The 23,876-nt window shown below is 72.8% G+C and carries 21 protein-coding genes; 12 read left to right on the forward strand and 9 right to left on the reverse strand.

What is annotated here, in order from left to right; all coding sequences use genetic code 11:
• Positions 1 to 125 precede the first annotated feature (125 nt).
• Complete coding sequence (locus ACZ4M5_RS06815; protein WP_467733799.1) at positions 126 to 1,415, reverse strand: citrate synthase; 1,290 nt, start codon at positions 1,413 to 1,415, stop codon at positions 126 to 128.
• Positions 1,416 to 1,593: 178 nt separating this feature from the next.
• Positions 1,594 to 3,873 carry an SF1B family DNA helicase RecD2 gene (gene recD2 / locus ACZ4M5_RS06820; RefSeq protein WP_467733801.1) on the reverse strand — a complete coding sequence of 760 codons (2,280 nt, stop codon included), beginning with the start codon at positions 3,871 to 3,873 and terminating at the stop codon, positions 1,594 to 1,596.
• A gap of 358 nt (positions 3,874 to 4,231) precedes the next feature.
• On the opposite strand from recD2, the gene ACZ4M5_RS06825 reads away from it, so the two are divergent.
• A complete protein-coding gene (locus ACZ4M5_RS06825) occupies positions 4,232 to 4,402 on the forward strand; it encodes a hypothetical protein (protein WP_467733803.1) in 171 nt (56 codons plus the stop codon).
• Between the two features lie 80 nt (positions 4,403 to 4,482).
• Here ACZ4M5_RS06825 and ACZ4M5_RS06830 read toward each other — a convergent pair whose 3' ends face one another.
• Entirely contained in the window at positions 4,483 to 5,355 is an 873-nt protein-coding gene (locus ACZ4M5_RS06830) for an alpha/beta fold hydrolase (RefSeq protein WP_467734268.1), read from the reverse strand.
• A gap of 67 nt (positions 5,356 to 5,422) precedes the next feature.
• On the opposite strand from ACZ4M5_RS06830, the gene ACZ4M5_RS06835 reads away from it, so the two are divergent.
• Entirely contained in the window at positions 5,423 to 5,899 is a 477-nt protein-coding gene (locus ACZ4M5_RS06835; protein ID WP_467733805.1) for a MarR family winged helix-turn-helix transcriptional regulator, read from the forward strand.
• A gap of 444 nt (positions 5,900 to 6,343) precedes the next feature.
• Here the strand turns inward: ACZ4M5_RS06835 and ACZ4M5_RS06840 are convergent, their stop codons facing one another.
• Entirely contained in the window at positions 6,344 to 6,937 is a 594-nt protein-coding gene (locus tag ACZ4M5_RS06840; RefSeq protein WP_467733807.1) for a CGNR zinc finger domain-containing protein, read from the reverse strand.
• An 86-nt stretch (positions 6,938 to 7,023) separates the two neighbouring features.
• Between ACZ4M5_RS06840 and ACZ4M5_RS06845 the strand changes: the two genes are divergently transcribed.
• Positions 7,024 to 7,827, forward strand: a complete 804-nt coding sequence (locus ACZ4M5_RS06845) for an MBL fold metallo-hydrolase (protein WP_467733809.1) — start codon at positions 7,024 to 7,026, stop codon at positions 7,825 to 7,827.
• A 29-nt stretch (positions 7,828 to 7,856) separates the two neighbouring features.
• On the opposite strand, the gene ACZ4M5_RS06850 is transcribed toward ACZ4M5_RS06845, so the two are convergent.
• Positions 7,857 to 8,504, reverse strand: a complete 648-nt coding sequence (locus ACZ4M5_RS06850; RefSeq protein ID WP_467733811.1) for a dihydrofolate reductase family protein — start codon at positions 8,502 to 8,504, stop codon at positions 7,857 to 7,859.
• Positions 8,505 to 8,814: 310 nt separating this feature from the next.
• Between ACZ4M5_RS06850 and ACZ4M5_RS06855 the strand changes: the two genes are divergently transcribed.
• The 5 genes from ACZ4M5_RS06855 to rbsD all read left to right on the forward strand — a co-directional run bounded on the left by ACZ4M5_RS06855 (position 8,815) and on the right by rbsD (position 14,701).
• Positions 8,815 to 9,834 (forward strand): LacI family DNA-binding transcriptional regulator, encoded by a 1,020-nt coding sequence (locus tag ACZ4M5_RS06855; RefSeq protein WP_369195525.1) that lies wholly within the window; start codon positions 8,815 to 8,817, stop codon positions 9,832 to 9,834.
• Positions 9,831 to 11,390, forward strand: coding sequence for a sugar ABC transporter ATP-binding protein (locus ACZ4M5_RS06860; RefSeq protein ID WP_467733814.1), 1,560 nt, complete (start codon positions 9,831 to 9,833; stop codon positions 11,388 to 11,390). The genes ACZ4M5_RS06855 and ACZ4M5_RS06860 overlap by 4 nt, the downstream gene beginning before the upstream one ends.
• Entirely contained in the window at positions 11,380 to 13,326 is a 1,947-nt protein-coding gene (locus ACZ4M5_RS06865) for an ABC transporter permease/substrate-binding protein (protein ID WP_369195523.1), read from the forward strand. The genes ACZ4M5_RS06860 and ACZ4M5_RS06865 overlap by 11 nt, the downstream gene beginning before the upstream one ends.
• Positions 13,327 to 13,400: 74 nt before the next feature.
• Positions 13,401 to 14,315 (forward strand): ribokinase, encoded by a 915-nt coding sequence (locus tag ACZ4M5_RS06870; RefSeq protein WP_369195522.1) that lies wholly within the window; start codon positions 13,401 to 13,403, stop codon positions 14,313 to 14,315.
• Positions 14,312 to 14,701: a D-ribose pyranase gene (gene rbsD / locus ACZ4M5_RS06875; protein ID WP_369195521.1), complete on the forward strand. Its 390-nt coding sequence runs from the start codon at positions 14,312 to 14,314 to the stop codon at positions 14,699 to 14,701. The genes ACZ4M5_RS06870 and rbsD overlap by 4 nt, the downstream gene beginning before the upstream one ends.
• Positions 14,702 to 14,934: 233 nt before the next feature.
• On the opposite strand, the gene ACZ4M5_RS06880 is transcribed toward rbsD, so the two are convergent.
• The 4 genes from ACZ4M5_RS06880 to ACZ4M5_RS06895 all read right to left on the reverse strand — a co-directional run bounded on the left by ACZ4M5_RS06880 (position 14,935) and on the right by ACZ4M5_RS06895 (position 18,719).
• Positions 14,935 to 15,738: a sugar phosphate isomerase/epimerase family protein gene (locus tag ACZ4M5_RS06880; RefSeq protein WP_467733818.1), complete on the reverse strand. Its 804-nt coding sequence runs from the start codon at positions 15,736 to 15,738 to the stop codon at positions 14,935 to 14,937.
• Positions 15,739 to 15,884: 146 nt separating this feature from the next.
• On the reverse strand, positions 15,885 to 16,484 hold the full coding sequence (locus tag ACZ4M5_RS06885) for a dihydrofolate reductase family protein (protein WP_467734270.1): 600 nt from the start codon (positions 16,482 to 16,484) through the stop codon (positions 15,885 to 15,887).
• Positions 16,485 to 16,600: 116 nt separating this feature from the next.
• Positions 16,601 to 17,527: an amidohydrolase family protein gene (locus ACZ4M5_RS06890; protein WP_467733820.1), complete on the reverse strand. Its 927-nt coding sequence runs from the start codon at positions 17,525 to 17,527 to the stop codon at positions 16,601 to 16,603.
• A gap of 142 nt (positions 17,528 to 17,669) precedes the next feature.
• Entirely contained in the window at positions 17,670 to 18,719 is a 1,050-nt protein-coding gene (locus ACZ4M5_RS06895; RefSeq protein ID WP_467733822.1) for a LacI family DNA-binding transcriptional regulator, read from the reverse strand.
• 278 nt (positions 18,720 to 18,997) lie between these two features.
• Here ACZ4M5_RS06895 and ACZ4M5_RS06900 point away from each other — a divergent pair, with 278 nt between their 5' ends.
• The 4 genes from ACZ4M5_RS06900 (at position 18,998) to ACZ4M5_RS06915 (ending at position 23,731) form a co-directional block, all read left to right on the forward strand.
• On the forward strand, positions 18,998 to 20,149 hold the full coding sequence (locus ACZ4M5_RS06900; protein ID WP_467733824.1) for a Gfo/Idh/MocA family protein: 1,152 nt from the start codon (positions 18,998 to 19,000) through the stop codon (positions 20,147 to 20,149).
• Positions 20,146 to 21,315, forward strand: a complete 1,170-nt coding sequence (locus ACZ4M5_RS06905) for a dihydrodipicolinate synthase family protein (RefSeq protein ID WP_467733826.1) — start codon at positions 20,146 to 20,148, stop codon at positions 21,313 to 21,315. The genes ACZ4M5_RS06900 and ACZ4M5_RS06905 overlap by 4 nt, the downstream gene beginning before the upstream one ends.
• Positions 21,316 to 21,347: 32 nt before the next feature.
• A complete protein-coding gene (locus ACZ4M5_RS06910) occupies positions 21,348 to 22,145 on the forward strand; it encodes a sugar phosphate isomerase/epimerase family protein (protein ID WP_467734272.1) in 798 nt (265 codons plus the stop codon).
• Between the two features lie 329 nt (positions 22,146 to 22,474).
• Positions 22,475 to 23,731 carry an LPXTG cell wall anchor domain-containing protein gene (locus ACZ4M5_RS06915; protein ID WP_467733828.1) on the forward strand — a complete coding sequence of 419 codons (1,257 nt, stop codon included), beginning with the start codon at positions 22,475 to 22,477 and terminating at the stop codon, positions 23,729 to 23,731.
• Positions 23,732 to 23,876 lie beyond the last annotated feature (145 nt).

Genomic DNA, 23,876 nt, shown 5'->3' on the forward strand with positions numbered 1-23,876 from the left:
TGCGTAAGAAATCCCGTGAGAGATCACCCCGGGCCCGCGCCCGGCACGCCCGAGCCCCCGTCGTCCGGCGGCCGGACGACGGGGGCTCGGGTGGAAGCGCGGCCCAGGACTGCCGGGCGGCTGCCTCAGCGCTCCTCGACGGGGACGAAGTCGCGCTCGACGACGCCCGTGTAGATCTGCCGCGGACGGCCGATGCGGGAGCCCGGCTCCTTGATCATCTCGTGCCACTGGGCGATCCAGCCCGGCAGCCGGCCGAGGGCGAACAGGACCGTGAACATCTCGGTCGGGAAGCCCATGGCCCGGTAGATCAGGCCGGTGTAGAAGTCGACGTTCGGGTAGAGGCTGCGCTGGACGAAGTAGTCGTCGGAGAGCGCGTGCTCCTCCAGCTTCAGCGCGATGTCCAGCAGCTCGTCGGACTTGCCGAGGGCGGACAGCACATCGTGCGCGGCGGCCTTGATGATCTTGGCGCGGGGGTCGAAGTTCTTGTAGACCCGGTGGCCGAAGCCCATCAGGCGGACGCCGTCCTCCTTGTTCTTCACCTTGCGGATGAAGGAGTCGACGTCGCCGCCGGAGTCGCGGATGCCCTCCAGCATCTCCAGCACGGACTGGTTGGCGCCGCCGTGCAGCGGGCCCCACAGCGCGTTGATGCCGGCGGAGATCGAGGCGAACATGTTCGCCTGCGAGGAGCCGACCAGGCGGACCGTGGAGGTCGAGCAGTTCTGCTCGTGGTCCGCGTGCAGGATCAGCAGCTTGTCGAGCGCGGAGACCACGGTCGGGTCCAGCTCGTACTCCTGCGCGGGGACCGAGAAGGTCATGCGGAGGAAGTTCTCGACGTAGCCCAGGTCGTTGCGCGGGTAGACGAACGGGTGACCGATCGACTTCTTGTACGCGTACGCCGCGATCGTCGGGAGCTTGGCGAGCAGGCGGATCGTCGAGAGGTTGCGCTGGCGCTCGTCGAACGGGTTGTGGCTGTCCTGGTAGAACGTGGACAGCGCCGAGACGACCGAGGACAGCATGGCCATCGGGTGGGCGTCGCGCGGGAAGCCCTTGTAGAAGTTCTTGACGTCCTCGTGCAGCAGGGTGTGCTGCGTGATCTCGTTCTTGAACGCGGAGAGCTCGTCGACGGTCGGCAGCTCGCCGTTGATCAGCAGGTAGGCGACCTCCAGGAAGGTGGAGCGCTCGGCCAGCTGTTCGATCGGGTACCCGCGGTAGCGCAGGATGCCCGCCTCGCCGTCCAGGTAGGTAATGGCGGATTTGTACGCGGCGGTGTTGCCGTAACCGCTGTCCAGCGTCACCAGACCGGTCTGGGCGCGGAGCTTTCCGATGTCGAAGCCCTTGTCACCGACGGTGCTGTCGATCACCGGGTAGGTGTACTCGCCGTCGCCGTACCGCAGTACTACAGAGTTGTCGCTCACGTCTTCCCTCACCGACGTTGTGCCTCATCTTCGAGGTGCCCTGACTGTCTCTACCATCCCCCACTTGGCTCAGGAGAGTGCACTCGGGGTCGACCATCGGGCCTACTGACGGCACTGAGTGCCGCCAACTTGCCCATCCTGCCCCCTGTGATCCCCTTCCGGAAGTGGCTTGTGACCTTCACGACTCATTTGATCGATCATTTTTTGCCGAGCCGAGCCGGAAGTCGAGTGCCGTGCACCGCCGACCCGCCGACACCGTGCGCACCGCCTGGCCGATCGCCTTGCGCGAACCGACGAGGACGACCAGCCGCTTGGCGCGCGTGACCGCCGTGTAGAGCAGGTTGCGCTGGAGCATCATCCAGGCCCCCGTGGTGACGGGGATGACGACCGCCGGGTACTCGCTGCCCTGGGAGCGGTGGATCGTCACGGCGTAGGCGTGGGCCAGCTCGTCGAGCTCGTCGAACTCGTAGGCGACCTCCTCGTCCTCGTCCGTGAGCACCGTCAGGCGCTGGTCGACCGGGTCGAGCGAGGTCACCACGCCCACGGTGCCGTTGAAGACACCGTTGGTGCCCTTCTCGTAATTGTTGCGAATCTGGGTGACCTTGTCGCCGACGCGGAACACCCGGCCGCCGAACCTCTTCTCGGGCACGTCCGGGCGGCCCGGGGTGACGGCCTGCTGGAGCAGGCCGTTGAGCGTGCCGGCGCCGGCCGGGCCGCGGTGCATGGGCGCCAGGACCTGCACGTCCCGGCGCGGATCCAGCCCGAATCGGGCCGGGATGCGGCGCGCGGCCACGTCCACGGTGAGCCGGCCGGTCTCCTCCGTGTCGTCCTCGACGAAGAGGAAGAAGTCCTTCATGCCGTCGGTGACCGGGTGCTGCCCGGCGTTGATGCGGTGGGCGTTGGTCACCACGCCGGACTGCTGCGCCTGGCGGAAGACCCGGGTCAGGCGGACGGCGGGGATCGGGCTGCCGTCCGCCAGCAGGTCCCGCAGCACCTCCCCCGCGCCGACGCTGGGCAGCTGGTCCACGTCCCCGACGAACAGCAGGTGCGCCCCGGGCGGGACGGCCTTCACCAGCTTGTTGGCCAGGAGCAGGTCGAGCATGGACGCCTCGTCGACCACCACCAGGTCGGCGTCGAGCGGGCGGTCGCGGTCGTAGGCCGCGTCACCGCCGGGCTTGAGCTCCAGCAGGCGGTGGACCGTGGAGGCCTCGGCACCGGTGAGCTCGGACAGGCGCTTCGCGGCCCGGCCGGTCGGCGCGGCGAGCACGACCTTGGCCTTCTTGGCGCGGGCCAGTTCCACGATCGAGCGGACCGTGAAGGACTTGCCGCAGCCCGGGCCGCCGGTCAGGACCGCGACCTTCTCGGTGAGCGCCAGCCGCACGGCGGCCTCCTGCTCGGGCGCGAGATCGGTGCCCGTACGCCCTTTCAGCCAGGTGAGCGCCTTGTCCCAGGCGACGGAGGCGAAGCCGGGCATGCGGTCCTCGCCGGTGCGCAGCAGGCGCAGCAGCTGGGCGGAGAGGGAGAGTTCGGCGCGGTGGAAGGGGACGAGGTAGATGGCGGTGACGGGCTCGCCGCCGTCGGGGCCCGGCACCTTCTCCCGTACGACGCCGGGTTCCTCGCCGTCCTCGCGCGGCTCGGCCAGCTCGGCCAGGCACTCGATGACCAGGCCGGTGTCGACCTGGAGGAGCTTGACCGCGTCCTTGATCAGCTGCTCCTCCGGCAGGTAGCAGTGGCCCTGGTCGGTGGACTGCGACAACGCGTACTGCAGGCCCGCCTTGACGCGCTCGGGGCTGTCGTGCGGGATGCCGACGGACCGGGCGATCTTGTCGGCGGTGAGGAAGCCGATGCCCCACACGTCGGACGCGAGCCGGTAGGGCTGGTTCTTCACCACGGAGATGGAGGCGTCGCCGTACTTCTTGTAGATGCGCACGGCGATGGAGGTGGAGACCTCCACGGTCTGGAGGAAGAGCATGACCTCCTTGATGGCCTTCTGTTCCTCCCAGGCGTCGGCGATCTTCTTCGTGCGCTTGGGGCCCAGGCCGGGGACCTCGATGAGCCGCTTGGGCTCCTCCTCGATGATCTTCAGGGTGTCCATGCCGAAGTGCTGGGTGATGCGGTCGGCGAAGACCGGGCCGATGCCCTTGACCAGGCCCGAGCCGAGGTAGCGGCGGATGCCCTGCACGGTGGCCGGCAGGACCGTCGTGTAGTTCTCCACGTGGAACTGCTTGCCGTACTGGGGGTGGGAGCCCCAGCGGCCCTCCATGCGCAGGGACTCGCCGACCTGGGCGCCGAGCAGCGCCCCCACGACCGTGAGCAGGTCGCCGCCGCCCCTGCCGGTGTCGACCCGGGCGACCGTGTAGCCGTTCTCCTCGTTGGCGTACGTGATGCGCTCCAGCACGCCCTCCAGCGTGGCCGGTCGCCGCTCGCCCGCATGGGCGGCCCCCGCCTGATCGGTCATGATCCGACGGTACCGCCCGGGTACGACAGCGAGCCGCCCCCGGTCGGCCGCTTCGCGCCGAGAGCCGTTCCCGCCCACGCCCGCCGCCGTTGCGACGAGGGGCCTTCCGGGATCTCTCCGCATGGAAGAATGCGGGGCGTTCGCCGAAAAGTCGCCCGGGTGCCTCCCGGCGTCGCACGCCGCGGGGCGGTCCGCTCGTCGGGCCGTGCAGGACGGGCGGTTCGGCCCGGCCGGCCGGTCCGGCGCTCGGCCCCGAAGCGCACCCCGGCCCGGAAGAGCACCGCTTTCCGGCTCCGGTGCGGGGGCGATCCGGCTCCGCCCGGTGCGTGCTCCCCGGCCCCGAACGCGACGAGGAACGATGTCACCCCAGGCCCAGAGCGTCGCCCTGTGGATACTCGCCCTGGCCGTCAACGTCATGGCGGCGTGCGCGGGGATCGCATGGGGGTGGGACGCCTTCGCCCTCTTCCTGGCCCCGGCGTTCGGCTCGGTCGTCGGGGCGTCGCTGGTGAGCTACAGCCTGCGGCGGTGAGGACGGCCGCGGGGCCGTGGAGAGGTCACCGGAGGTGCCGGCGGCAGGGGCTGCACGGCGCTCCAAGTCGACGGACGGGCTCAGGTGTTGGGGCGGGTGAGGAAGCCGGTGACGCGCCGGCCGCAGACGGCCGGGTCGGCGAGGGGCAGCGCGTGGTGGGACACGTCCGGCAGGGTGGATGTCGTGACCCGCGGCAGCAGTGCCTCGGCCCGGGCGGTGACCGCGGCGGGGTCGTGGGTGCGGCCGGCGCCCGCGAGCAGCAGCAGGACCGGCAGCTCCAGGGCGCGCAGGGCGGCCGGCGCCGGGCGGGGTCCGGTGACCGGACGCTGGGCGGGGAAACCGGCGGCCGCCTCCTGCAGGGCCAGCCAGTCGGGGTCCAGGCCGGCGCCGCCGCTCTCCCACTCCAGGAAGGCGCGCGCCCGGCGGGGCGTGGGCCGCAGCAGCGTCGGCAGCGCGTGCCACAGGTAGGCGGGCCGGAAGCCGGCGAAGCAGTTCGTCGGGTCCAGGAGCACCAGCCGGCGCACCCGGTCCGGGGCGCGCAGGGCGTGGTGCAGCGCGATCCACGCGCCGTACGAGTGACCGGCCAGGTCGGTCCCTGACAGGCACAGCTCCGTGAGCAGGGCGTCCAGCCAGGCCGACAGGTCGGCGGCCGTCCGGGGGCGGCGCTCGGGATCGGCGGCGCTGCGTCCCGGCGCGCCGATCAGGTCGACGGCGTACAGCCGGTGCACACGGGAGAGTTCGGCGGCCTGCCGGTACCAGGTCGCCGAGGTGGCGCCGCCCCCGCCCGGGAGCAGCAGCAGGGGAGGTCCCTCGGCGGGGCCGCACACCGTCACGTGCGTCGCGCCGAAGGGCGTGGGGACCGTCAGGGCTTCGCGGGTGGCCGGCCACTTGGCCATGACCTTGTCGTAGGCGGCGAGGAAAGCGTCCATGTCGTACGGATCGCGAGCGTTCATGAGCCGGGACCCCCTATTATCTCGCTCGACGAGATACTTGTTGAGCGAGATGGTAACGGAGGCTGGCATGTCCGGCGAGCAGATCGAGCAGTCGGCCGGGCCCGGGGCCGGGATGGAGGTCGTCCATCTACTGCGTGCCGTCGCCGTCGAACTGGGCAGGCACAGCGCCCGGTTCGCGCAGCGCCATGGCCTGCATCCGACGGACGTGCGGGCGTTGATCGCCCTGATGGACGCGTCCCGCGCCGGCGAGGAGACCACGGCCGGCCGCCTCGGTGCCGCGCTCGGCCTGAACTCGGCGGGGACCACGGCACTCGTGGACCGGCTGGAACGGGCCGGGCACGTGCGGCGGGTGCGGGGCGCCGGCGACCGGCGGAAGGTCGTGGTGGAGGTGGAGGAGCGGGCGGTCGCCCTCGGCCAAGAGCACTTCGGCCCGCTGATCGACCACGCCGTGACCCTGCTGCGCTCCTACGACGAGCGCGAACTGGCCGCGATCCGCACGTTCCTGACGGGCGTACGGGATGCGGCTGCCGGGGAGGGCGCGTAGGGGCGGGGTCCCGGGCGCGTTGGGGCGGGGTCCCGGGCGCGTAGGGGCGGGGTCCCGGGCGGGAAGGCGGGCGGCGGGTGGCCCGCACGGGGTGGGCGGACAGCGGCGCGGTCCGCCCGGGGGGAGGCCAAGCAGGGGCGGGGGCCCGCACGCGGGGGGCGAGCGCGGCCCGCCGGGGGCGGGCAGCAGGGCCGGGGGCCCGCACGGGGGGGGACAGCAGCACGGCCCGCCGGGGAGGCCGGGCAGTTGCACGGCTCGCGCGGGAGAGCGGACAGCACGGCGCCCGCGGAAGAGGCGGGCAAGACGGCGACCCGCCCGGGAGGGCAAGCAGAGGCCGGCGGCCCATCGGGACGCCGAAGCACCGCGCCCCAGCGGGAGTGCGGACAGCGAGCTCGATCGGCTCCGCCCACCCCGGCGGTGAGGGGCCCGGGGCCGTCGCCCGGGTCAGGCCTCGGCCGTTCTGCGGGCGTACGCCCGGGCCGCGCGAGCGCGGTCGCCGCAGCGGGTGGAGCACCACTGGCGGCGGCCGTGACGGAGCAGGAAACGGTTGCAGGGCGGGGAGCCGCAGGCGGTGAGGCGCTGCGCCGCCGGGGACGTGAGCAGGTCGGCCGCGTCGGCGGCGAGTGTCGCGACGGCGAGGTCGACGATCGCCGTCGTGGGGTGCGGTGCGGTGCGGTACGGCCCGGTCCTGTCGTCCCACCGCAGCAGGGGGGCCGTGGGTACGCGGGTCATCGCGTCGTTGACCGCGTCGACCGCCGCGGGCAGGGCGGGCAGACCCTCGGCCCGGGCGGCGAACAGCGATCTGATCTGTTCGCGCAGCGAGCGCAGTTGCGCCGCGCACATCTCCCGCATCCCGGCGTCGGCCGGCGCGAGGCCGCGCTCGGTGAGCCAGTGGTTGGCCTGCGCGGGCGAGCCCAGGAGATCGATCGTGTGCCCGCCGGGCAGGGCCATCGCGCTGTTGGCGAGGGCGAGGGACGGGTGCTCCTCCTCGCCCTGGGCGGGCGGGGGGACGGGCTGCTCGGACACGGGCTCCTCCATGGTTCTCATGGTAAGGCTTGCCGCCATCCGTGAGAAAGGGCTACGGTCTTCTCACGGTTCCACCACGCCTATCCGTGAGGTGCTGCATGTCCTCCACGTCCGTGCCCACCGGCGACCTCGTCGTGCGCGTCTTCGGCGGCCCCACCGCCCTCTTCGAGTACGGCGGGCTGCGCTTCCTGACCGACCCGACCTTCGACGCCCCCGGCGACTACCCCCGGGGCGAGGCCAGGTTCCTGACCAAGACGGCACCTTCCGCCGCCTCCCCCGACGATCTCGGGCGCGTCGACGTGGTGCTCCTCTCCCACGACGAGCACCCCGACAACCTCGACGTCTCCGGCCGCGCCCTGCTCGCCGGCGTCCCGCTGACCCTGACCACGCCCGGCGGCGGCAAGCGCCTGGGCGAGACCCTGGGCGAGCGGGCCCGGGGCCTGGCCGACTGGGAGTCCGTCGAGCTGGACCGGCCCGGGGGCGGCACCGTGACCGTCACCGGCGTCCCGGCGCTGCACGGGCCCGGCACCCGCGAGGAGGTCGAGGCGGTCACCGGGCAGGTCGTCGGCTTCGTGCTGACCGGCGAGGGCCTGCCCACCGTCTACGTCAGCGGCGACAATGCCTCCCTCGACGCGGTCCGCGAGATCGCCGAGCGCTTCGGCCCCGTCGACACCGCCGTCCTCTTCGCCGGGGCGCCCCGCTTCCCCGTCCTCTTCGACAACCGGGTCATCGTGCTGGACAGCGCCATGGCCGCGGAGGCCACGCGCGTCCTCGGCGCCCGCCGCGTCGTGCCCGTCCACTACGACAGCTGGGCCCACTTCACCGAGGGCCGCGACCACCTGGAAGCCGCCTTCGCCGCCGCCGGGCTGGCCGACCGCCTGGACTGGGGCAAGACGGTCTGACCGGGGCGGCGAGGGCACCCGCGCGGCCGTCACCTGCGCCAGAACAGGTGATGCACGACCCCGCTGGGACTCGGCACCACATCGCGGTGGAAGCGGTCGAGCAACTCCTCCGGGGACTCCCACAGCCGTGAGCCGGACCCGAGGACGATGTCCGGGGAGACCGTCACGTGCAGGGTGTCCACCAGGTCGGCGTCCAGGAACTCCCGGACGACGGTCGCCCCGCCGCCGAGCCGGACGTCCTTGCCGCCGGCCGCCTCGCGCGCCTGCCGGAGGACCTCGGCGGGTTCGCCCGAGACGAAGTGGAACGTGGTGTCGGAGAGCGTGAACGAGGGGCGCTCGTGGTGGGTCATGACGAACACCGGGGTGTGGAAGGGTGGTTCGTCGCCCCACCAGCCCTGCCACTCGTGGTCCTGCCACGGGCCGCGGTGCGGGCTGAACTTGTTGCGGCCCATGATCTCGGCGCCGATGTTGTTCTTGAAATCGCGGACGAGGTAGTCGTCGAGGCCGCGACTGCCGCCCGGCTCGGTGCGGTTCGGCCAGTTGGCCGTGGCCAGGGCCCAGGCGAACATCTTCCCCGGGTCGGCGTGGCCGAAGGGCCGCTCCAGGCTCTGGTTCTCCCCGGCGCCGAAGCCGTCGCTCGAGACGTTGAAGTTCTGCACGCGCAGCAACTGGGACACAGCGTTCCTCCTGTGGTCGACGAGACATGGACCGCCCGGGCCGCCGGAACTCATCGGCGGCCCGGACGCCGGTTCCGGCGCCCGCCGCCGCCCCCGCCCCACCGCTGCTCCACGAGCCCTCCCCGCGGGCCCCACGCACCTCCACCCTCACCCGCCCCGGCCGGCTCCGCGACATCACGATCCGGTCAAGAGGGACCGAGGGGTCTTGCCTCCCCGCCGTGTAATCGATTCCATGCACCCGTCGATGTAATCGATTCCACGAGTGCCGCGAGGTGCTCACCCGACTGATCCACAAGGAGGTGGAGCGGCGGTGGCCAGCATCAAGGACGTCGCTGCCGAGGCCGGCGTCTCCGTCGCCACGGTCTCGCGCGTCCTGAACGACCACCCGTCGGTCAGCGCCGAGGCACGCGCCCGCGTGCTGGCGGCCGTCGAGGCCCTGGGCTACCGCCCGAACGCCGTCGCCCGGTCGCTGCGCACCGACCAGACCCGCACCCTCGGCCTGGTCATCAGCGACGTGCTGAACCCGTACTTCACCGAGCTGGCCCGCTCCGTCGAGGAGGAGGCCCGCGCGCTCGGCTACAGCGTGATCATCGGAAACGCCGACGAGCGCCCCGACCTCCAGGACCACCACGTCCGCACCCTGCTGGACCGGCGGATCGACGGCCTGCTGGTCTCGCCCACCGACGGCGGCTCCCCGCTGATGCTGGACGCCGCGCGGGCCGGGACGCCCATGGTGTTCGTCGACCGGTGGATCCCGGGCGTGGACGTGCCGGTCGTCCGGGCCGACGGGCGCGGCGCCGTACGGGATCTCGTGGCGCATCTGCACGGGCTCGGCCACCGGCGGCTGGCGATCATCGCGGGCCCGGCGGCGACCACGACCGGGCAGGAGCGGGTGGCCGCCTTCCGGGAGGCGCTCGCCGCCTTCGGACTCGACCTGCCCGGCACCCACATAGGGCAGGGCGACTTCCAGGCCGAGAGCGGACGGCGGGTCACCGAGGGCTTCCTCGACCTGGCCGAGCCGCCGGAGGTCGTGTTCGCGGCCGACAACCTGATGGCGCTGGGCGCGCTGGACGCCGTACGCGCGCGTGGTCTGCGCGTGCCGGACGACCTCGCGCTGGCCGCCTTCGACGACATCCCGTGGTTCGTGCACACCGATCCGCCGATCACGGCGATCGCCCAGCCGACGGGCGAGCTGGGCCGGGCCGCCGTACGGGCCCTGGTCGACCGCATCGAGGGGCGGGCCGGGGAGTCCGTCACTCTTCCCGCCCGTCTCGTCGTGCGCCGCTCGTGCGGCGAGAACCCCACCCCAGTGCAAAGGAGCACGTCGTGAGCAACGCGGACGAGTTGCTGCGCATCGAGGGCATACGCAAGACCTTCCCGGGCGTGGTGGCGCTGGACGGCGTCGACTTCGACCTGCGCCGGGGCGAGGTGCACGTGCTGCTCGGTGAGAACGGCGCCGGCAAGAGCACCCTCATCAAGATGCTCTCCGGTGCCTACACGCCCGACGCCGGGCGGATCCTGGTCGGCGGCGAGGAGACACGCATCCAGGGTGCGCAGGACTCCGAGCGGCTCGGGATCGCCACCATCTACCAGGAGTTCAACCTGGTTCCGGACCTCACCGTCGCCGAGAACATCTTCCTGGGCCGCCAGCCGCGCCGCCTCGGCATGATCGACCGCAAGCGGATGGAGGCCGACGCCGAGGTCCTGCTGAAGCGGGTCGGCGTGGACGTCTCGCCGCGCGCCCGGGTCCGCGAACTCGGCATCGCGCGTCTGCAGATGGTCGAGATCGCCAAGGCACTCAGCCTGGACACGCGCGTGCTCATCATGGACGAGCCGACGGCGGTGCTCACCTCCGAGGAGGTCGACAGGCTCTTCGCGATCGTGCGCTCGCTGCGCGAGGACGGCGTCGGGATCGTCTTCATCACGCACCACCTGGAGGAGATCGCCGCGCTCGGCGACCGGGTCACCGTGATCCGGGACGGCAGGAGCGTCGGCCAGGTGCCCGCCTCCACGCCCGAGGACGAACTCGTCCGGCTCATGGTGGGGCGTTCCATCGAGCAGCAGTACCCGCGCGAGCGGGCCGGTCGCGGCCCCGCGCTGCTGACCGTCGAGGGGCTCACCCGCGACGGCGTCTTCCACGACGTCGGCTTCGAGGTGCACGCCGGTGAGGTCGTCGGCATCGCCGGTCTGGTCGGCGCCGGACGCACCGAGGTCGTCCGGGCGGTCTTCGGGGCCGACTCGTACGACAAGGGCAGCGTGAAGGTGTCCGGGGCGCCGGTGGCCAAGCACGACGTGAACGCGGCGATGACCGCCGGCATCGGGCTCGTGCCCGAGGACCGCAAGGGCCAGGGCCTGGTGCTGGACGCCTCCGTGGAGGAGAACCTCGGCCTGGTGACGTTGCGGTCGGCCACGCGTGGCGGACTCGTCGACCTCAAGGGGCAGCGCGCGGCCGCCGAGCGGATCGCCGGACAGCTGGGCGTGCGGATGGCGGGCCTCGGCCAGCAGGTGCGCACGCTGTCCGGCGGCAACCAGCAGAAGGTCGTCATCGGCAAGTGGCTGCTCGCCGAGACCAAGGTGCTGATCCTCGACGAGCCGACGCGCGGCATCGACGTCGGCGCCAAGGTCGAGATCTACCAGCTCGTCAACGAACTCACCGCCGCCGGCGCGGCCGTCCTGATGATCTCCAGCGACCTGCCCGAGGTGCTCGGCATGAGCGACCGGGTGCTGGTGATGGCCCAGGGCCGGATCGCCGGTGAACTCGCCGCCGACGAGGCGACCCAGGACGCCGTGATGGCCCTCGCCGTCAGCACCCCCACGGCGACCCCGTCCACGACAACGTCCACGTCCACGACAACGACCGGAACGGAGGCCTCCGGTGGCCACTGACACGCTCAAGAGCACGACGGGCGCGGGTGGCGCCCCCGGCGGCCTGCGCCGTCTCCTGCTCGACAACGGCGCACTCACCGCGCTCATCGTCCTCGTCATCGCGATGTCGGCGCTGTCCGGCGACTTCCTGACGGCGGACAACCTGCTCAACGTCGGCGTCCAGGCGGCCGTGACGGCCGTCCTCGCCTTCGGTGTGACGTTCGTGATCGTCTCGGCGGGCATCGACCTGTCGGTCGGCTCGGTCGCCGCGCTGTCCGCGACGGTCCTCGCCTGGAGTGCCACCTCGGCGGGGGTCCCGGTCTTCCTCGCCGTGCTGCTCGCGATAGCGACGGGCATCGTCTGCGGCCTGGTCAACGGCATCCTGATCTCCTACGGCAAGCTGCCGCCGTTCATCGCCACCCTGGCCATGCTGTCCGTGGCGCGCGGTCTGTCCCTGGTCATCTCCGAGGGCTCCCCGATCGCCTTCCCCGACTCGGTCTCCCACCTAGGCGACACGCTCGGCGGCTGGCTGCCGGTGCCGGTCCTGGTGATGATCGTGATGGGCCTGATCGCCGCGTTCGTGCTCGGCCGGACCTACATCGGCCGCTCCATGTACGCCATCGGCGGCAACGAGGAGGCCGCGCGGCTGTCGGGGCTGCGCGTGAAGCGGCAGAAGCTCGCCATCTACGCCTTCTCGGGTGTCTTCGCGGCCGTCGCCGGCGTCGTCCTGGCCGCCCGCCTCTCCTCCGCGCAGCCCCAGGCCGCCGACGGCTACGAGCTGGACGCCATCGCCGCGGTCGTCATCGGCGGCGCCTCACTGGCGGGCGGTACGGGCAAGGCCTCCGGGACGCTCGTCGGCGCGCTGATCCTGGCCGTGCTGCGCAACGGGCTGAACCTGCTGAACGTCTCGGCGTTCTGGCAGCAGGTCGTCATCGGCGTCGTCATCGCGCTGGCGGTGCTGTTCGACACGCTGCGGCGCAAGGCGGGGGCGACCCCGGTGGCGGCCGGGGCCGGCGGCCCCAAGGGCAGGCAGGCGGCGACGTACGCGCTGGCGGCCGTCGTCACGGTCGCGATCGTCGGCGCCACCTCGTTCCTGCACAACGGCTCCTCCTCGGACAAGCCGAAGATGGGCCTGTCGCTGTCCACGCTCAACAACCCGTTCTTCGTGCAGATCCGGGCGGGCGCCCAGGCCGAGGCGAAGAAGCGCGGCGTCGACCTGACCGTCACCGACGCCCAGAACGACGCCTCCCAGCAGGCCAACCAGCTGCAGAACTTCACCAGCTCCAAGCTGGACGCGATCATCGTCAACCCGGTGGACTCCGACGCGGCGAGCAACTCCGTGAAGGCCGCCGGCAAGGCGGACATCCCGGTCGTCGCCGTGGACCGCACCGTCAACGACGCGGCGGTGGACACCCTGGTCGCCTCCGACAACGTCGCCGGCGGCGAACTCGCCGCGAAGACCATCGCGGACAAGCTGGGCGGCAAGGGCAAGATCGTGATCCTCCAGGGCCAGGCGGGCACCTCCGCGGCCCGCGAGCGCGCCCAGGGCTTCGCGAACGGCCTCAAGTCCTTCCCCGGCATCCAGGTCGTCGCCCAGCAGCCCGCCGACTTCGACCGCACCAAGGGCCTCGACGTGATGTCGAACCTGCTGCAGGCCCACCCGGACGTGCGGGGCGTCATCGCCGCGAACGACGAGATGGCCCTGGGCGCGATCAAGGCGCTGGGGTCCAAGGCCGGCAGGTCGGTCTCGGTGGTGGGCTTCGACGGCACGCCTGACGGGCTGAAGGCGGTCGAGGGCGGCACGCTGTACGCGTCGGTGGCGCAGCAGCCCTCCCAGCTCGGGAAGATCGCCGTCGACAACGCCCTGAAGGCGCTCCGGGACAAGAAGGTCGAGCAGACGGTGAAGGTGCCGGTGAAGGTGGTCACGAAGGAGAACGTGGCGGGCTTCAGCGGCTGACGGCGGGGAACGGCGGGCGGTCGCACACGGCGTGCGAACCGCCCGCCCATGTCACTCACATGGGGAGACGACACATGTACGACTACGACCTGCTGGTCGTGGGGTCGGCCAACGCCGACCTGGTGATCGGAGTGGAGCGCCGGCCCGGCGCGGGCGAGACCGTGCTCGGCTCCGACCTGGCCGTCCACCCGGGCGGCAAGGGCGCGAACCAGGCGGTCGCCGCCGCCCGGCTCGGCGCCCGCACGGCCCTGCTGGCCCGGGTCGGCGACGACGCGCACGGCCGGCTGCTGCTGGACTCGCAGCGGGAGGCCGGGGTCGACACGGTGGGGGTCCTGGTGGGCGGCGCGCCGACCGGGGTCGCGCTGATCACGGTCGACCCGTCCGGGGACAACAGCATCGTCGTCTCCCCGGGCGCGAACGGCCGTCTCACCCCCGGGGACGTGCGGGCCGCCGGGTGCCTGTTCCAGGGTTCCCGGGTGGTCTCGGCGCAGCTGGAGATTCCGCTGGAGTCGGTGGTGGAGGTCGTGCGGAACCTGGCGCCGGGGAGCCGTTTCGTCCTCAACCCCTCGCCGCCGCGGCCCCTCCCCCAGGAGGTGCTGGCGGCCTGCGACCCGCTGATCGTCAACGAGCACGAGGCGAAGGTGATCCTGGGTGGTGCGGCCGTAGGGGACGCCCCCGAGGACTGGGCGCGGATCCTGCTGGCGAAGGGCCCGAGGTCGGTGGTGGTGACGCTCGGAGCCGAGGGCGCGCTGGTGGCATCGGCGCAGGGGGTCGCGCGGGTCCCGTCCGTGCAGGTGGAGGCCGTGGACACGACCGGCGCCGGGGACGCCTTCACGGCCGCCCTGGCCTGCCGGCTGGGTGCGGGCGAGTCCCTCGCGGACGCGGCGGCCTACGCGGCGCGGGTCGGGGCGGCGACGGTACTGAAGGAGGGCGCGCAGGCGTCCTTCCCGACGGCGGCGGAGATCGCGTCGCGGGGCGGGTCCGCGTGAAGAGGAGCGGGATACTCAACCGCCACCTCGCGGGCGCGCTGGCCGCTCTGGGCCACGGCGACGGGGTGCTGGTGTGCGACGCGGGCATGCCCATCCCCGACGGCCCGCGCGTGGTGGACCTGGCGTTCCGGGCCGGGGTGCCGGCGTTCGCGGAGGTGCTGGAAGGACTGCTCGCGGAGCTGGTGGTCGAGGGGGCGACGGCCGCGGAGGAGATCCGGGGGGCGAACCCGCGGGCGGCGGCGCTGCTGGAGCGGCACTTCCCCGCGCTGGACCTCGTCCCGCACGAGCGTCTCAAGGAACTGTCGTCCCGGTCCCGGCTGATCGTCCGCACGGGCGAGGCGCGGCCGTACGCGAACGTGCTGCTGCGCTGCGGCGTCTTCTTCTGAGGTCCTGCGCGCCCCTGAGCCCCGGATACGTTTCGAGGGGACCCGGTCCGTCGACCGGGTCCCCTCGGCGTTTCCCCTCCCGTCAGGAACTCCCTCGATCCCCCCCCCCGGAATCCCCCCAGAGGTCCTGACACCGGGTACGACCCGCGGAGGCGGCGAAGGGTTGCACGCCGGAACGAGAATTTTTCCTCGCGCCTGTGCGGCGGCACCCCCGCCGGGCGCCGCCGGGTGCGTCAGGCCGAGTCGTTCAGCAGGCGGTTGAGGTGGTCGCGGCCCGCTTCCAGCAGGTCGGGCAGCGGTGCCGCGTCCTCGTGCCAGCGCTTCTCGTACTCCCAGCACAGCCAGCCGTCCCAGCCGTGGCGGGAGAGGACCTCCACGCAGTCGGCCAGCGGGAGGACGCCCCGGCCGAGGGGCAGGGGCGTGGTGTCCTCGGCCGAGGCGATGTCCTTGACCTGGACGTAGCCGAGGTGCGGGGCGAGGGCCATGTAGGACTCGGAGGGCTGCTCGCCGCCGAGCCAGGTGTGCATGACGTCCCACAGGGCGCCGACCTGCCGGTGGCCGACCAGGCCGAGGACGCGCATCGCGTCGGCGCCGGTGCGGTGGGTGTCGTGGGTCTCCAGCAGGATGCGCACGCCGAGGTCGGTGGCGTACTCGGCGGCGGTGCCCAGGCGGCGGGCGGCCGTCGCGTCGGCCTCCTCGGGCGTCTGGGCCTGCGGGTCGCCCCCGGGGAGGACCCGTACGTACGGGGCGCCGAGGTCGCGGGCCAGGTCGAGCAGGGCCCTGACCTCGGCCAGGACGGGGCCGTCGTCGCCGGGCGCGGCGACGCCCACGTAGCCGGCCAGTCCGAGGAGCTCCACACCCGCACCCTTGAACTCGGCCGCCACCTCGGCCCGCCGGTCCGGGTCGAGGCCGAGGTGCACCGGCTCCTCGGGATGGGTGCGCAGCTCCACTCCGTGGTAGCCGTGGGTGGTCGCGAGCCGCAGGACGTCGGGCAGCGGCAGGCCGGGGACACCGAGGGTGGAGAACGCGAGCTTCATGTGGACGGACACTACCCGCGATCCCCGCACGCGATTCCCCTTCACGCCCCGGGTGTTGCGGATGGATCCGCCGCCGGTCCTGGCCGGTCAGGCCGCGGATGGGCGGGCCGGGCCCCGTGACGCCGGGATGATCCGAACGGCGGGCTCTAGCCCTCGGTGGCGGCCGGGCGGTAGACGCAGAGCTGGACGCCGGTCTTGCCGGTGACCGTGGAGACGAGCTCCATCGGGTGCTTGGCGCCGTCCGTGGGGAAGATCGTCTTGCCGCCGCCGAGGAGGACCGGCATGACGGCCAGCTGCAGCTCGTCGACCAGGCCCTCGGACAGCAGGGTCCGGACCAGGGTGGGGCTGCCCATCATGGCGATCTCGCCGCCCTCGGCGGCGCGCAGCTCCCGGATGCGGTCGACGGCCCGGTCGCCGGGGATCAGCGAGGAGTTGTTCCAGGTCAGGTCGGACTGCTCCAGGGTGCTGGAGACGACGTACTTCTTGAGGGAGTTCATCCGGTCGGCGAAGGGGTCGCCGGCCCGCTCGGGCCACGCCGCCGCCATCGTCAGATAGGTGCGCCGCCCGAAGAGCAGGGCCTGCGCTCTGCCCAGGCCGGCGTCGAAGGCGCCGCCGAGCACCTCCGCGTCGAAGTACGGGTGCGACCAGCCGCCGTGGGTGAAGCCCCCGTCGGTGTCCTCCTGCGGGCCGCCCGGGGCCTGCACGACGCCGTCGAGGCTGATGAACTCGGTGATGACGATACGCATGGGACTCACTTTCGCTTCCTCGGAAGGATCCGGTCACGGGTGACGACGGGAGTGCAGACCGGCGCGCCAGGCGAAACTCATCGCCGCGGCGCGCAGGACGCAGAAGCCGGCCGCCGTCACGACCCCGCCCGCCCGCCGTCCAGCCCGAAGAGCTCCGCCGCGTTGTCGTGGCACACCGCGCGCAGCCACCGCGTACCGAGCCCGAGCCGTTCCAGGGCGTGCAGTTGGTGCAGGTACGGATAGGGAATGTTGGGGAAGTCGGAGCCGAGCAGGACACGGTCGCCGAGTGCGGCGAGCCGGGGCAGGGCCCGGCGCGGGAACGGCGCGAGCCGCTCGGAGAAGTCCGTGAACGACATGGTGGTGTCCAGCCGGACCTCGGCGTACCGCTCGGCGAGGTCCAGGAAGTCCTCGTACTCGGGCATGCCCATGTGCGCGACGATCAGCCGCAGCCGCGGGTGCCGGGCGAGCACCCGGGCGACCGGCTCGGGGCCGGTGTGCTTGCCGGGTGCGGGGCCGGAGCCGCAGTGCATCACCACGGGGATCCGGGCCTCGGCGAGCAGTCCCCACGCCCGCTCCAGCCGCTCGTCGGCCGGATCGTAGGCACCGACCTGCACATGTGCCTTGAACACCCGCGCGCCCGCCTCGACGGCCTCGCGGACGTAACGCTCGACGTCCGGGTCGGGGTAGAGGGTGGCGGTGTGCAGGCAGTCGGGCGTGTCCCGGGCGAACCGAGCGGCCCAGCCGTTCAGCCACCGGGCCATGCCGGGTTTGTGCGGGTAGAGCATCGCGGTGAACGCCCGGACACCGAACTCCCGCAGCAGCGCGGTCCGTTCGGCTTCCTCGTGCCGGTAGGTGATCGGCCACTCCAGGCCGCCGACCAGGGGACCGTTGGCGGCGAAGTAGTCCCAGACCTTGCGCAGGACGCGCTCGGGCATGAAGTGGGTGTGCACGTCGACGAGCCCGGGCAGGCCGAGCCGCTCCCAGAATGCCCGCACTTCCAGGGCCTCTTCCGGGCCGGCGCTCCCGGCACGCTCTTCCGCCATGCCCTCACGATCACCCCTGGCCGGGGAGAAGGGCGATCCCCCGGGCGGGGAAGCGTCTGAGGTGTGCGTCACACAGCAGCCCGCCGACGGCCGGGGATGCCGCCTTCGGGAGCCGTTGCGAGGGCCCGGGGGCGGCATCCCCTCACGACGTGCGCGGCACTGCGGAGGAACCCCGGACCATCAACTCGCCCCGCACCGAGGCGATCCCCCCGGGCGGCGCCTCCTCCCGGCCCATCGCCACACGTCCGGCCCGGGCACCCGCTTCCGCCAGCGGCAGCCGGACCGTCGTCAGCGAGGGCACCGCGTCGATGCTGAAGGGCAGGTCGTCGAAGCCGGCCACCGACACGTCCTCGGGGATGCGCAGCCCCGAGTCGCGCAGCGCGGCGCACGCCCCCAGTGCGACGGAGTCGTTCGCCGCGACGACCGCCGTCAGCGACGGGTCGCGCCGCAGCAGCTCCAGCGTCGCCTCGTACCCGGAGCGCCGGTCGTAGCGCCCGTGCACGGTCCAGCGGGGGTCCTCCTCGATGCCGTGCGCGGCGAGCGCGGCCCGGTGGCCCTCCAGACGGTGGCGGGTCGTCGTCCGTTCCTGCGGTCCCGCGATGTACCCCAGCCGCCGGTGGCCGAGCCCGATCAGGTGCTCGGTGAGCTCCTGTCCGCCCCCGCGGTTGTCGAAGGTCAGCGCGATCGCCCCGGTGTCCGGCGCCGGCGGGCGCCCGCACAGCACCACCCGGGTCCCGGCCTCGATCAGCTTGCGCACCTTCGCGTCCATGGCCGCCTGGTGGACCGGGTCCTCGATGGCGCCGCCGGTCAGCACCACGGCCGCCGCCCGCTGCCGCTGCAGCAGCGTCAGATAGGTCAGCTCGCGCTCCGGGGAGCCACCGGTGTTGCAGACCACCGCCAGCCGCTCCCCGCCCGCGCGGCCGCCCGGCCCGCCGATCTCGGCCTGGATGGCGCTCGCCATGATGCCGAAGAAGGGGTCGGCGATGTCGTTGACCAGGATGCCGACCAGGTCGGAGGTGGCGGCGGCCAGGGCGCTGGCGGGCCCGTTGAGCACGTAGTCCAGCTCGTCGACGGCCTTGAGCACCCGCTCCCTGGTGGAGGCGGCCACGGGATAGTTCCCGTTCAGCACGCGCGACACCGTCGCGGGCGAGACCTGCGCGCGGGCCGCCACGTCCGCCAGGGTCACCGTCATCTCGTCGTCCTCCGGTCGCGCATCTCGTGTCCGCCCTCGTCCACGCCCACACCCGTGGCCGCGGTTCCGACCAGACCTTAAGCCCCCGGCCCCGGGTTGTTCGCCCCCTCGAACAACTCGTGATGGTCACGGTCTTGTCGGGACCGCCGCCAGAGGCTAGTTTCTGTGTGCATAGAAAGCGCTTGCTGCAACGTTCACCAGTTCCGGACGCCTCCCCGGGGGTCGCCGGTGACGGGTGGGGCGCACGCGGCGCGGCGTCCGCGTACGAAGGGAACGACGTGACACGCAAGACGGTGCGAATCGCCATGAACGGCGTGACCGGGCGCATGGGCTACCGCCAGCACCTGGTGCGCTCCCTCCTCGCCCTGCGCGAGCAGGGCGGACTCGACCTCGGCGACGGCACCGTGCTGTGGCCCGAGCCGGTCCTGGTCGGCCGCCGCGAGCACGCGCTGCGGGCACTGGCCGAGCGGCACGGCCTGGAGCACTGGTCGACGGACGTGGACGCGGTCCTGGCCGACCCCTCGGTGGAGGTCTACTTCGACGCCCAGGTCACCTCCGCCCGCGAGGAGGCCCTGACGAAGGCCATCGCCGCCGGCAAGCACGTCTACACCGAGAAGCCGACCGCGACGGGCCTCACCGGCGCCCTGGACCTCGCCCGGCTCGCGACGGAGGCCGGCGTCAAGCACGGCGTGGTCCAGGACAAGCTCTTCCTGCCGGGCCTGCTGAAGCTGAAGCGCCTGATCGACGGCGGCTTCTTCGGCCGGATCCTGTCCGTGCGCGGCGAGTTCGGCTACTGGGTCTTCGAGGGCGACTGGCAGGCGGCGCAGCGGCCGTCGTGGAACTACCGGGCGCAGGACGGCGGCGGCATCGTCGTCGACATGTTCCCGCACTGGGAGTACGTGCTGCACGAGCTGTTCGGCCGGGTGAGGTCGGTGCAGGCCCTCACCGCCACGCACATCCCGCAGCGCTGGGACGAGAACGGCAAGCCCTACGACGCCACCGCCGACGACGCCGCCTACGGCATCTTCGAGCTGGAGGGCGGGGCGATCGCGCAGATCAACTCCTCCTGGGCCGTGCGCGTCCACCGCGACGAGCTGGTGGAGTTCCAGGTCGACGGCACCGAGGGCTCGGCGGTGGCCGGGCTGCGCACCTGCCGGGCCCAGCACCGCAGCGCCACCCCGAAGCCGGTGTGGAACCCGGACGTCCCGGCCACGGAGGTCTTCCGCGACCAGTGGCAGGAGGTCCCGGACAACGGTGAGTTCGACAACGGCTTCAAGGCCCAGTGGGAACTGTTCCTCAAGCACGTCTACGCGGACGCTCCCTACCACTGGGACCTGCTGGCCGGCGCGCGCGGTGTCCAGCTCGCCGAGCTGGGCCTGCGCTCCTCGGCCGAGGGCCGCCGTCTCGACGTACCGGAGATCTCGCTGTGACGATCCGGCTCCCGGGCCCCGGCGGGGCGTCGCGCGCCTACGAGCCCCGCTCCGAGCCGCTGACCACGGCTCCCGGCACGCCCTTCACCTCCCGTACGGTCTTCTCGGCCGCGCACGTCGTCGCCGATCCGTACGCCGACGTCTCGCCGGGCTCGCCCGCCGCCGTCGACTGGGACGCCACCCTCGCCTTCCGCCGCCACCTGTGGTCGCACGGGCTGGGCGTGGCCGAGGCGATGGACACCGCGCAGCGCGGGATGGGCCTGGACTGGGCGGCCGCGGCGGAGCTGATCCGCCGGTCGGCGGCCGAGGCGAAGGCAGCCGGCGGTCTGATCGCCTGCGGTGTGGGCACCGACCAGCTGCCGGTCACCGACTCCGGCCGGCCGTACGGCCTGGCCGGGATCCGGGCCGCGTACGAGGAACAGCTCGCCGTCGTGGAGGAGTCCGGCGCGCAGGCCATTGTGATGGCCTCCCGGGCGCTGGCCGCGGTCGCCCGGGGCCCGGAGGACTACCTGGAGGTCTACGGGCATCTGCTGCGCCAGGCGTCGGAGCCGGTGATCCTGCACTGGCTCGGCCCCATGTTCGACCCCGCGCTGGAGGGTTACTGGGGCGCGACGGACCTGGACGCGGCCACGCACACCTTCCTGGACGTCATCGCCGCCCACCCCGACAAGGTCGACGGCGTCAAGGTCTCCCTGCTGGACGCCCAGCGCGAGATCGACCTCCGCCGGCGCCTGCCGCGGGGCGTGCGCTGTTACACGGGCGACGACTTCCACTATCCGGAGCTGATCGCGGGGGACGAACAGGGCTTCAGCCACGCCCTGCTGGGCATCTTCGACCCGCTGGGCCCACTGGCGGCCGAGGCCGTCCGGGTCCTGGACACCGGTGACACCCGGGGCTTCCGGGACCTCCTCGACCCCACGGTCGGGCTCTCCCGGCACCTGTTCCGGGCCCCCACCCGCTTCTACAAGACGGGCGTGGTGTTCCTGGCGTGGCTGGCGGGCCACCAGGCGCACTTCACGATGGTCGGCGGTCTGCAGTCGGCCCGCTCGCTGCCGCACCTGGCGCGGGCCTACGAACTCGCCGACGGACTCGGCCTGTTCCCCGATCCGAAGCTCGCGGAGGAGCGCATGAGGGCACTGCTGGGCGTGTACGGGGTGGAACAGTGAGCGCGTCGCTGGAGCGCCTCTCCGTCAACCAGATGACGGTGAAGCAGCTGTCGCTGCCGGAACTCGTCGACGGCTGCGCCCGGTTGGGCATCGGGCACGTCGGCCTGTGGCGGGAGCCGGTGCGCGCGCACGGGCTGGAGGCCACGGCGAAGCTGGTGCGGGACGCCGGCCTGTCGGTGACGACGCTGTGCCGGGGCGGCTTCCTCACGGCGATCGACCCGCGGGAGCGGGCGCGGGCGCTGGCCGACAACCGCCGGGCGGTCGACGAGGCGGCGGCCCTGGGCACGGACACGCTGGTGCTGGTCTCGGGCGGTCTCCCCGCCGGCTCCAAGGACCTGCGCGGGGCGCGGGAGCGCATCGCGCAGGCCCTGGCGGAACTGGGCCCGTACGCCGAGCGGCACGGGGTGCGCCTGGCGATCGAGCCGCTGCACCCCATGTTCGCCTCCGACCGCTGCGTGGTGTCGACACTGGCCCAGGCCCTGGACCTCGCCGAACGCTTCCCGGCGCGGCAGGTCGGCGTCACGGTCGACACGTACCACGTCTGGTGGGACGACACCGCTCCCGGGCAGATCGCCCGGGCCGGGGCGGGCGGCCGTATCCACACCTTCCAGCTCGCCGACTGGACGACCCCGCTGCCCGAGGGCGTCCTCAACGGCCGCGGGCAGATCGGCGACGGAGCGATCGACATGCGCGAGTGGCAGGGCCACGTGGAGGCGGCGGGGTACGCGGGACCGATCGAAGTGGAGCTGTTCAACGACGGGTTGTGGGCCCGGGACGGGTTCGAGGTCCTGGCGGAGACGGCGGCGAGGTTCACCGAGCACACCGAGTGACTCCACCTGACGGCTGCCCGGGGTGACCGGGCGGCACGCGTTCCCGGGGCGGCGGAACCGTCCCCGGTGATGACATGGATCACAGAGAAAGGGGGCTTCCGCGGGCAACTGTCCCTTAAGCAGCCTTTGTTCCGCCGTCGGGGAGGCTGGCTGCGCAGAGCGGCGGAAAACCGCCTGTGACCTTGATCGTGCAGGTCATACGATCACCCGGGCGGCGCACCGCGTGAGCACTCCGCAGGAGCGACGCCCAGCGCACTTCTCCCACCACTGCGACCAGGGGTCCCCTTTTGAAGATTCGCCGTGTTCTCGCGACCGCAGTCGCCGCAGCCGTGACCGCTCCGGTCGTCCTCCTCTCGGCCGCGCCCGCCCTCGCCGACGAGAAGCCGGCCACGCGGACGCAGGAGTCGGAGCCGACGCTCGAAGAGCTCAGGCAGGCCGTCGAACTGGCCCAGAAGGAGTACGACACCGCTGTCGTAGCGGTGCGCGGGGCCATCACGTTCCTCGAAGAGGGCCTGGAAGCGGAGACGTACCCGACGAAGGCCGCGGTCATCGAGACCAAGAAGGCCGCCGAGGCCGCCGCCAAGGCCAAGACCGAGGCGGACCAGGCGGTCGTGGACGCCCGGGCCGAGCTGGACGCCGCCACCACCGACGAGGAGAAGGCCACGGCGCAGACCGCGCTGGACGAGGCCGAGAAGACCGCCCGGGAGGCCGCGGAGGCCAAGACGGCCGCCGACACCAAGGCCGCCGAGGCCCGCACCGCCCACGACGACGCCCGCGTCGCCCAGGTCCGCAAGATCGGACTCCTCCAGAAGGCGCGGGACGAGGCCAAGACGAAGCTGGACGACGCGAAGAAGGCGCTGGCGGACGCCAAGGACGAGGAGGAGCCGGACGCCGGCTGCGTGCCCGAGCCCCGGCTCACCGCCGTCGTCACCGGGCTGCCGGACAAGGTCGTCGGCGGGACCACGCACAAGTTCACCCTGCACCTCACCAACGGCACGGGCGAGGCGATGGACGAGGTGTACCCGTACGCGGCCGTCCACGCCTTCGACGACAAGGGCCTCGACAAGCTCGACTCCCACCTCGAGCTGGAGTGGTCCACGGCCGCGGATCCCACGTGGCGCGACATGGACCTGCTGGACGCGACGCCCGTCGGCGCCCTGAAGCCGAAGGCATCGCTCGACGTCAAGCTGCGGCTGAAGGTCGACGCGGACGTCCCGGCCGGGCAGGGTGCCGTCTACACGTCGGCCCAGTACGCCAACGAGGACGGCACCTGCGGCGGTTACCCCGACCTCGACCAGCACGACTTCCGCATCGCCGCCAAGGCCGGCGCCCCGGGCGGGACCGACGGCACCGGCACGACCGGCGGCACCAAGGACACCCCGGGCGGGACCGGCGGCACGACCCAGCAGGGCGGCTCCTCCACCACCCCGGTGACCGGAACCAGCGGCAACACCACCGGATCGCTCGCCGCGACCGGTTCGAGCGACGCCCTGCCCACGGTCGCCCTCGGGGCCGGCGCGGCGCTCGTGCTCGGCGCCGGCGCGGTGTTCGCCGTGCGCCGCCGCACGGCGGACCCGGACGCCTGACCGCCACCTCGACACACACCCGGGCCCGTTTCCCCATGGGGAGACGGGCCCGTCCCGATCCGTGCGGTGCCGGCGTCACCGGTGTCACCCGGGTCTCGTGCGTTTCGACTTTCCGGGATCGGGCGCCCGGGGGGAACCCGGGGTG

Source organism: Streptomyces sp. NPDC026246, assembly GCF_055567995.1.

Bases quoted from the DNA above. Each gene is read 5' to 3' on its own strand.
- recD2 (WP_467733801.1), bottom strand. From the start codon at position 3,873: ATGACCGATCAGGCGGGGGCCGCCCATGCGGGCGAGCGGCGACCGGCC.
- ACZ4M5_RS06825 (WP_467733803.1), top strand. From the start codon at position 4,232: ATGTCACCCCAGGCCCAGAGCGTCGCCCTGTGGATACTCGCCCTGGCC.
- ACZ4M5_RS06830 (WP_467734268.1), bottom strand. From the start codon at position 5,355: ATGAACGCTCGCGATCCGTACGACATGGACGCTTTCCTCGCCGCCTAC.
- ACZ4M5_RS06835 (WP_467733805.1), top strand. From the start codon at position 5,423: ATGTCCGGCGAGCAGATCGAGCAGTCGGCCGGGCCCGGGGCCGGGATG.
- ACZ4M5_RS06840 (WP_467733807.1), bottom strand. From the start codon at position 6,937: ATGGAGGAGCCCGTGTCCGAGCAGCCCGTCCCCCCGCCCGCCCAGGGC.
- ACZ4M5_RS06845 (WP_467733809.1), top strand. From the start codon at position 7,024: ATGTCCTCCACGTCCGTGCCCACCGGCGACCTCGTCGTGCGCGTCTTC.
- ACZ4M5_RS06870 (WP_369195522.1), top strand. From the start codon at position 13,401: ATGTACGACTACGACCTGCTGGTCGTGGGGTCGGCCAACGCCGACCTG.
- ACZ4M5_RS06880 (WP_467733818.1), bottom strand. From the start codon at position 15,738: ATGAAGCTCGCGTTCTCCACCCTCGGTGTCCCCGGCCTGCCGCTGCCC.
- ACZ4M5_RS06885 (WP_467734270.1), bottom strand. From the start codon at position 16,484: ATGCGTATCGTCATCACCGAGTTCATCAGCCTCGACGGCGTCGTGCAG.
- ACZ4M5_RS06890 (WP_467733820.1), bottom strand. From the start codon at position 17,527: ATGGCGGAAGAGCGTGCCGGGAGCGCCGGCCCGGAAGAGGCCCTGGAA.
- ACZ4M5_RS06895 (WP_467733822.1), bottom strand. From the start codon at position 18,719: ATGACGGTGACCCTGGCGGACGTGGCGGCCCGCGCGCAGGTCTCGCCC.
- ACZ4M5_RS06910 (WP_467734272.1), top strand. From the start codon at position 21,348: ATGACGGTGAAGCAGCTGTCGCTGCCGGAACTCGTCGACGGCTGCGCC.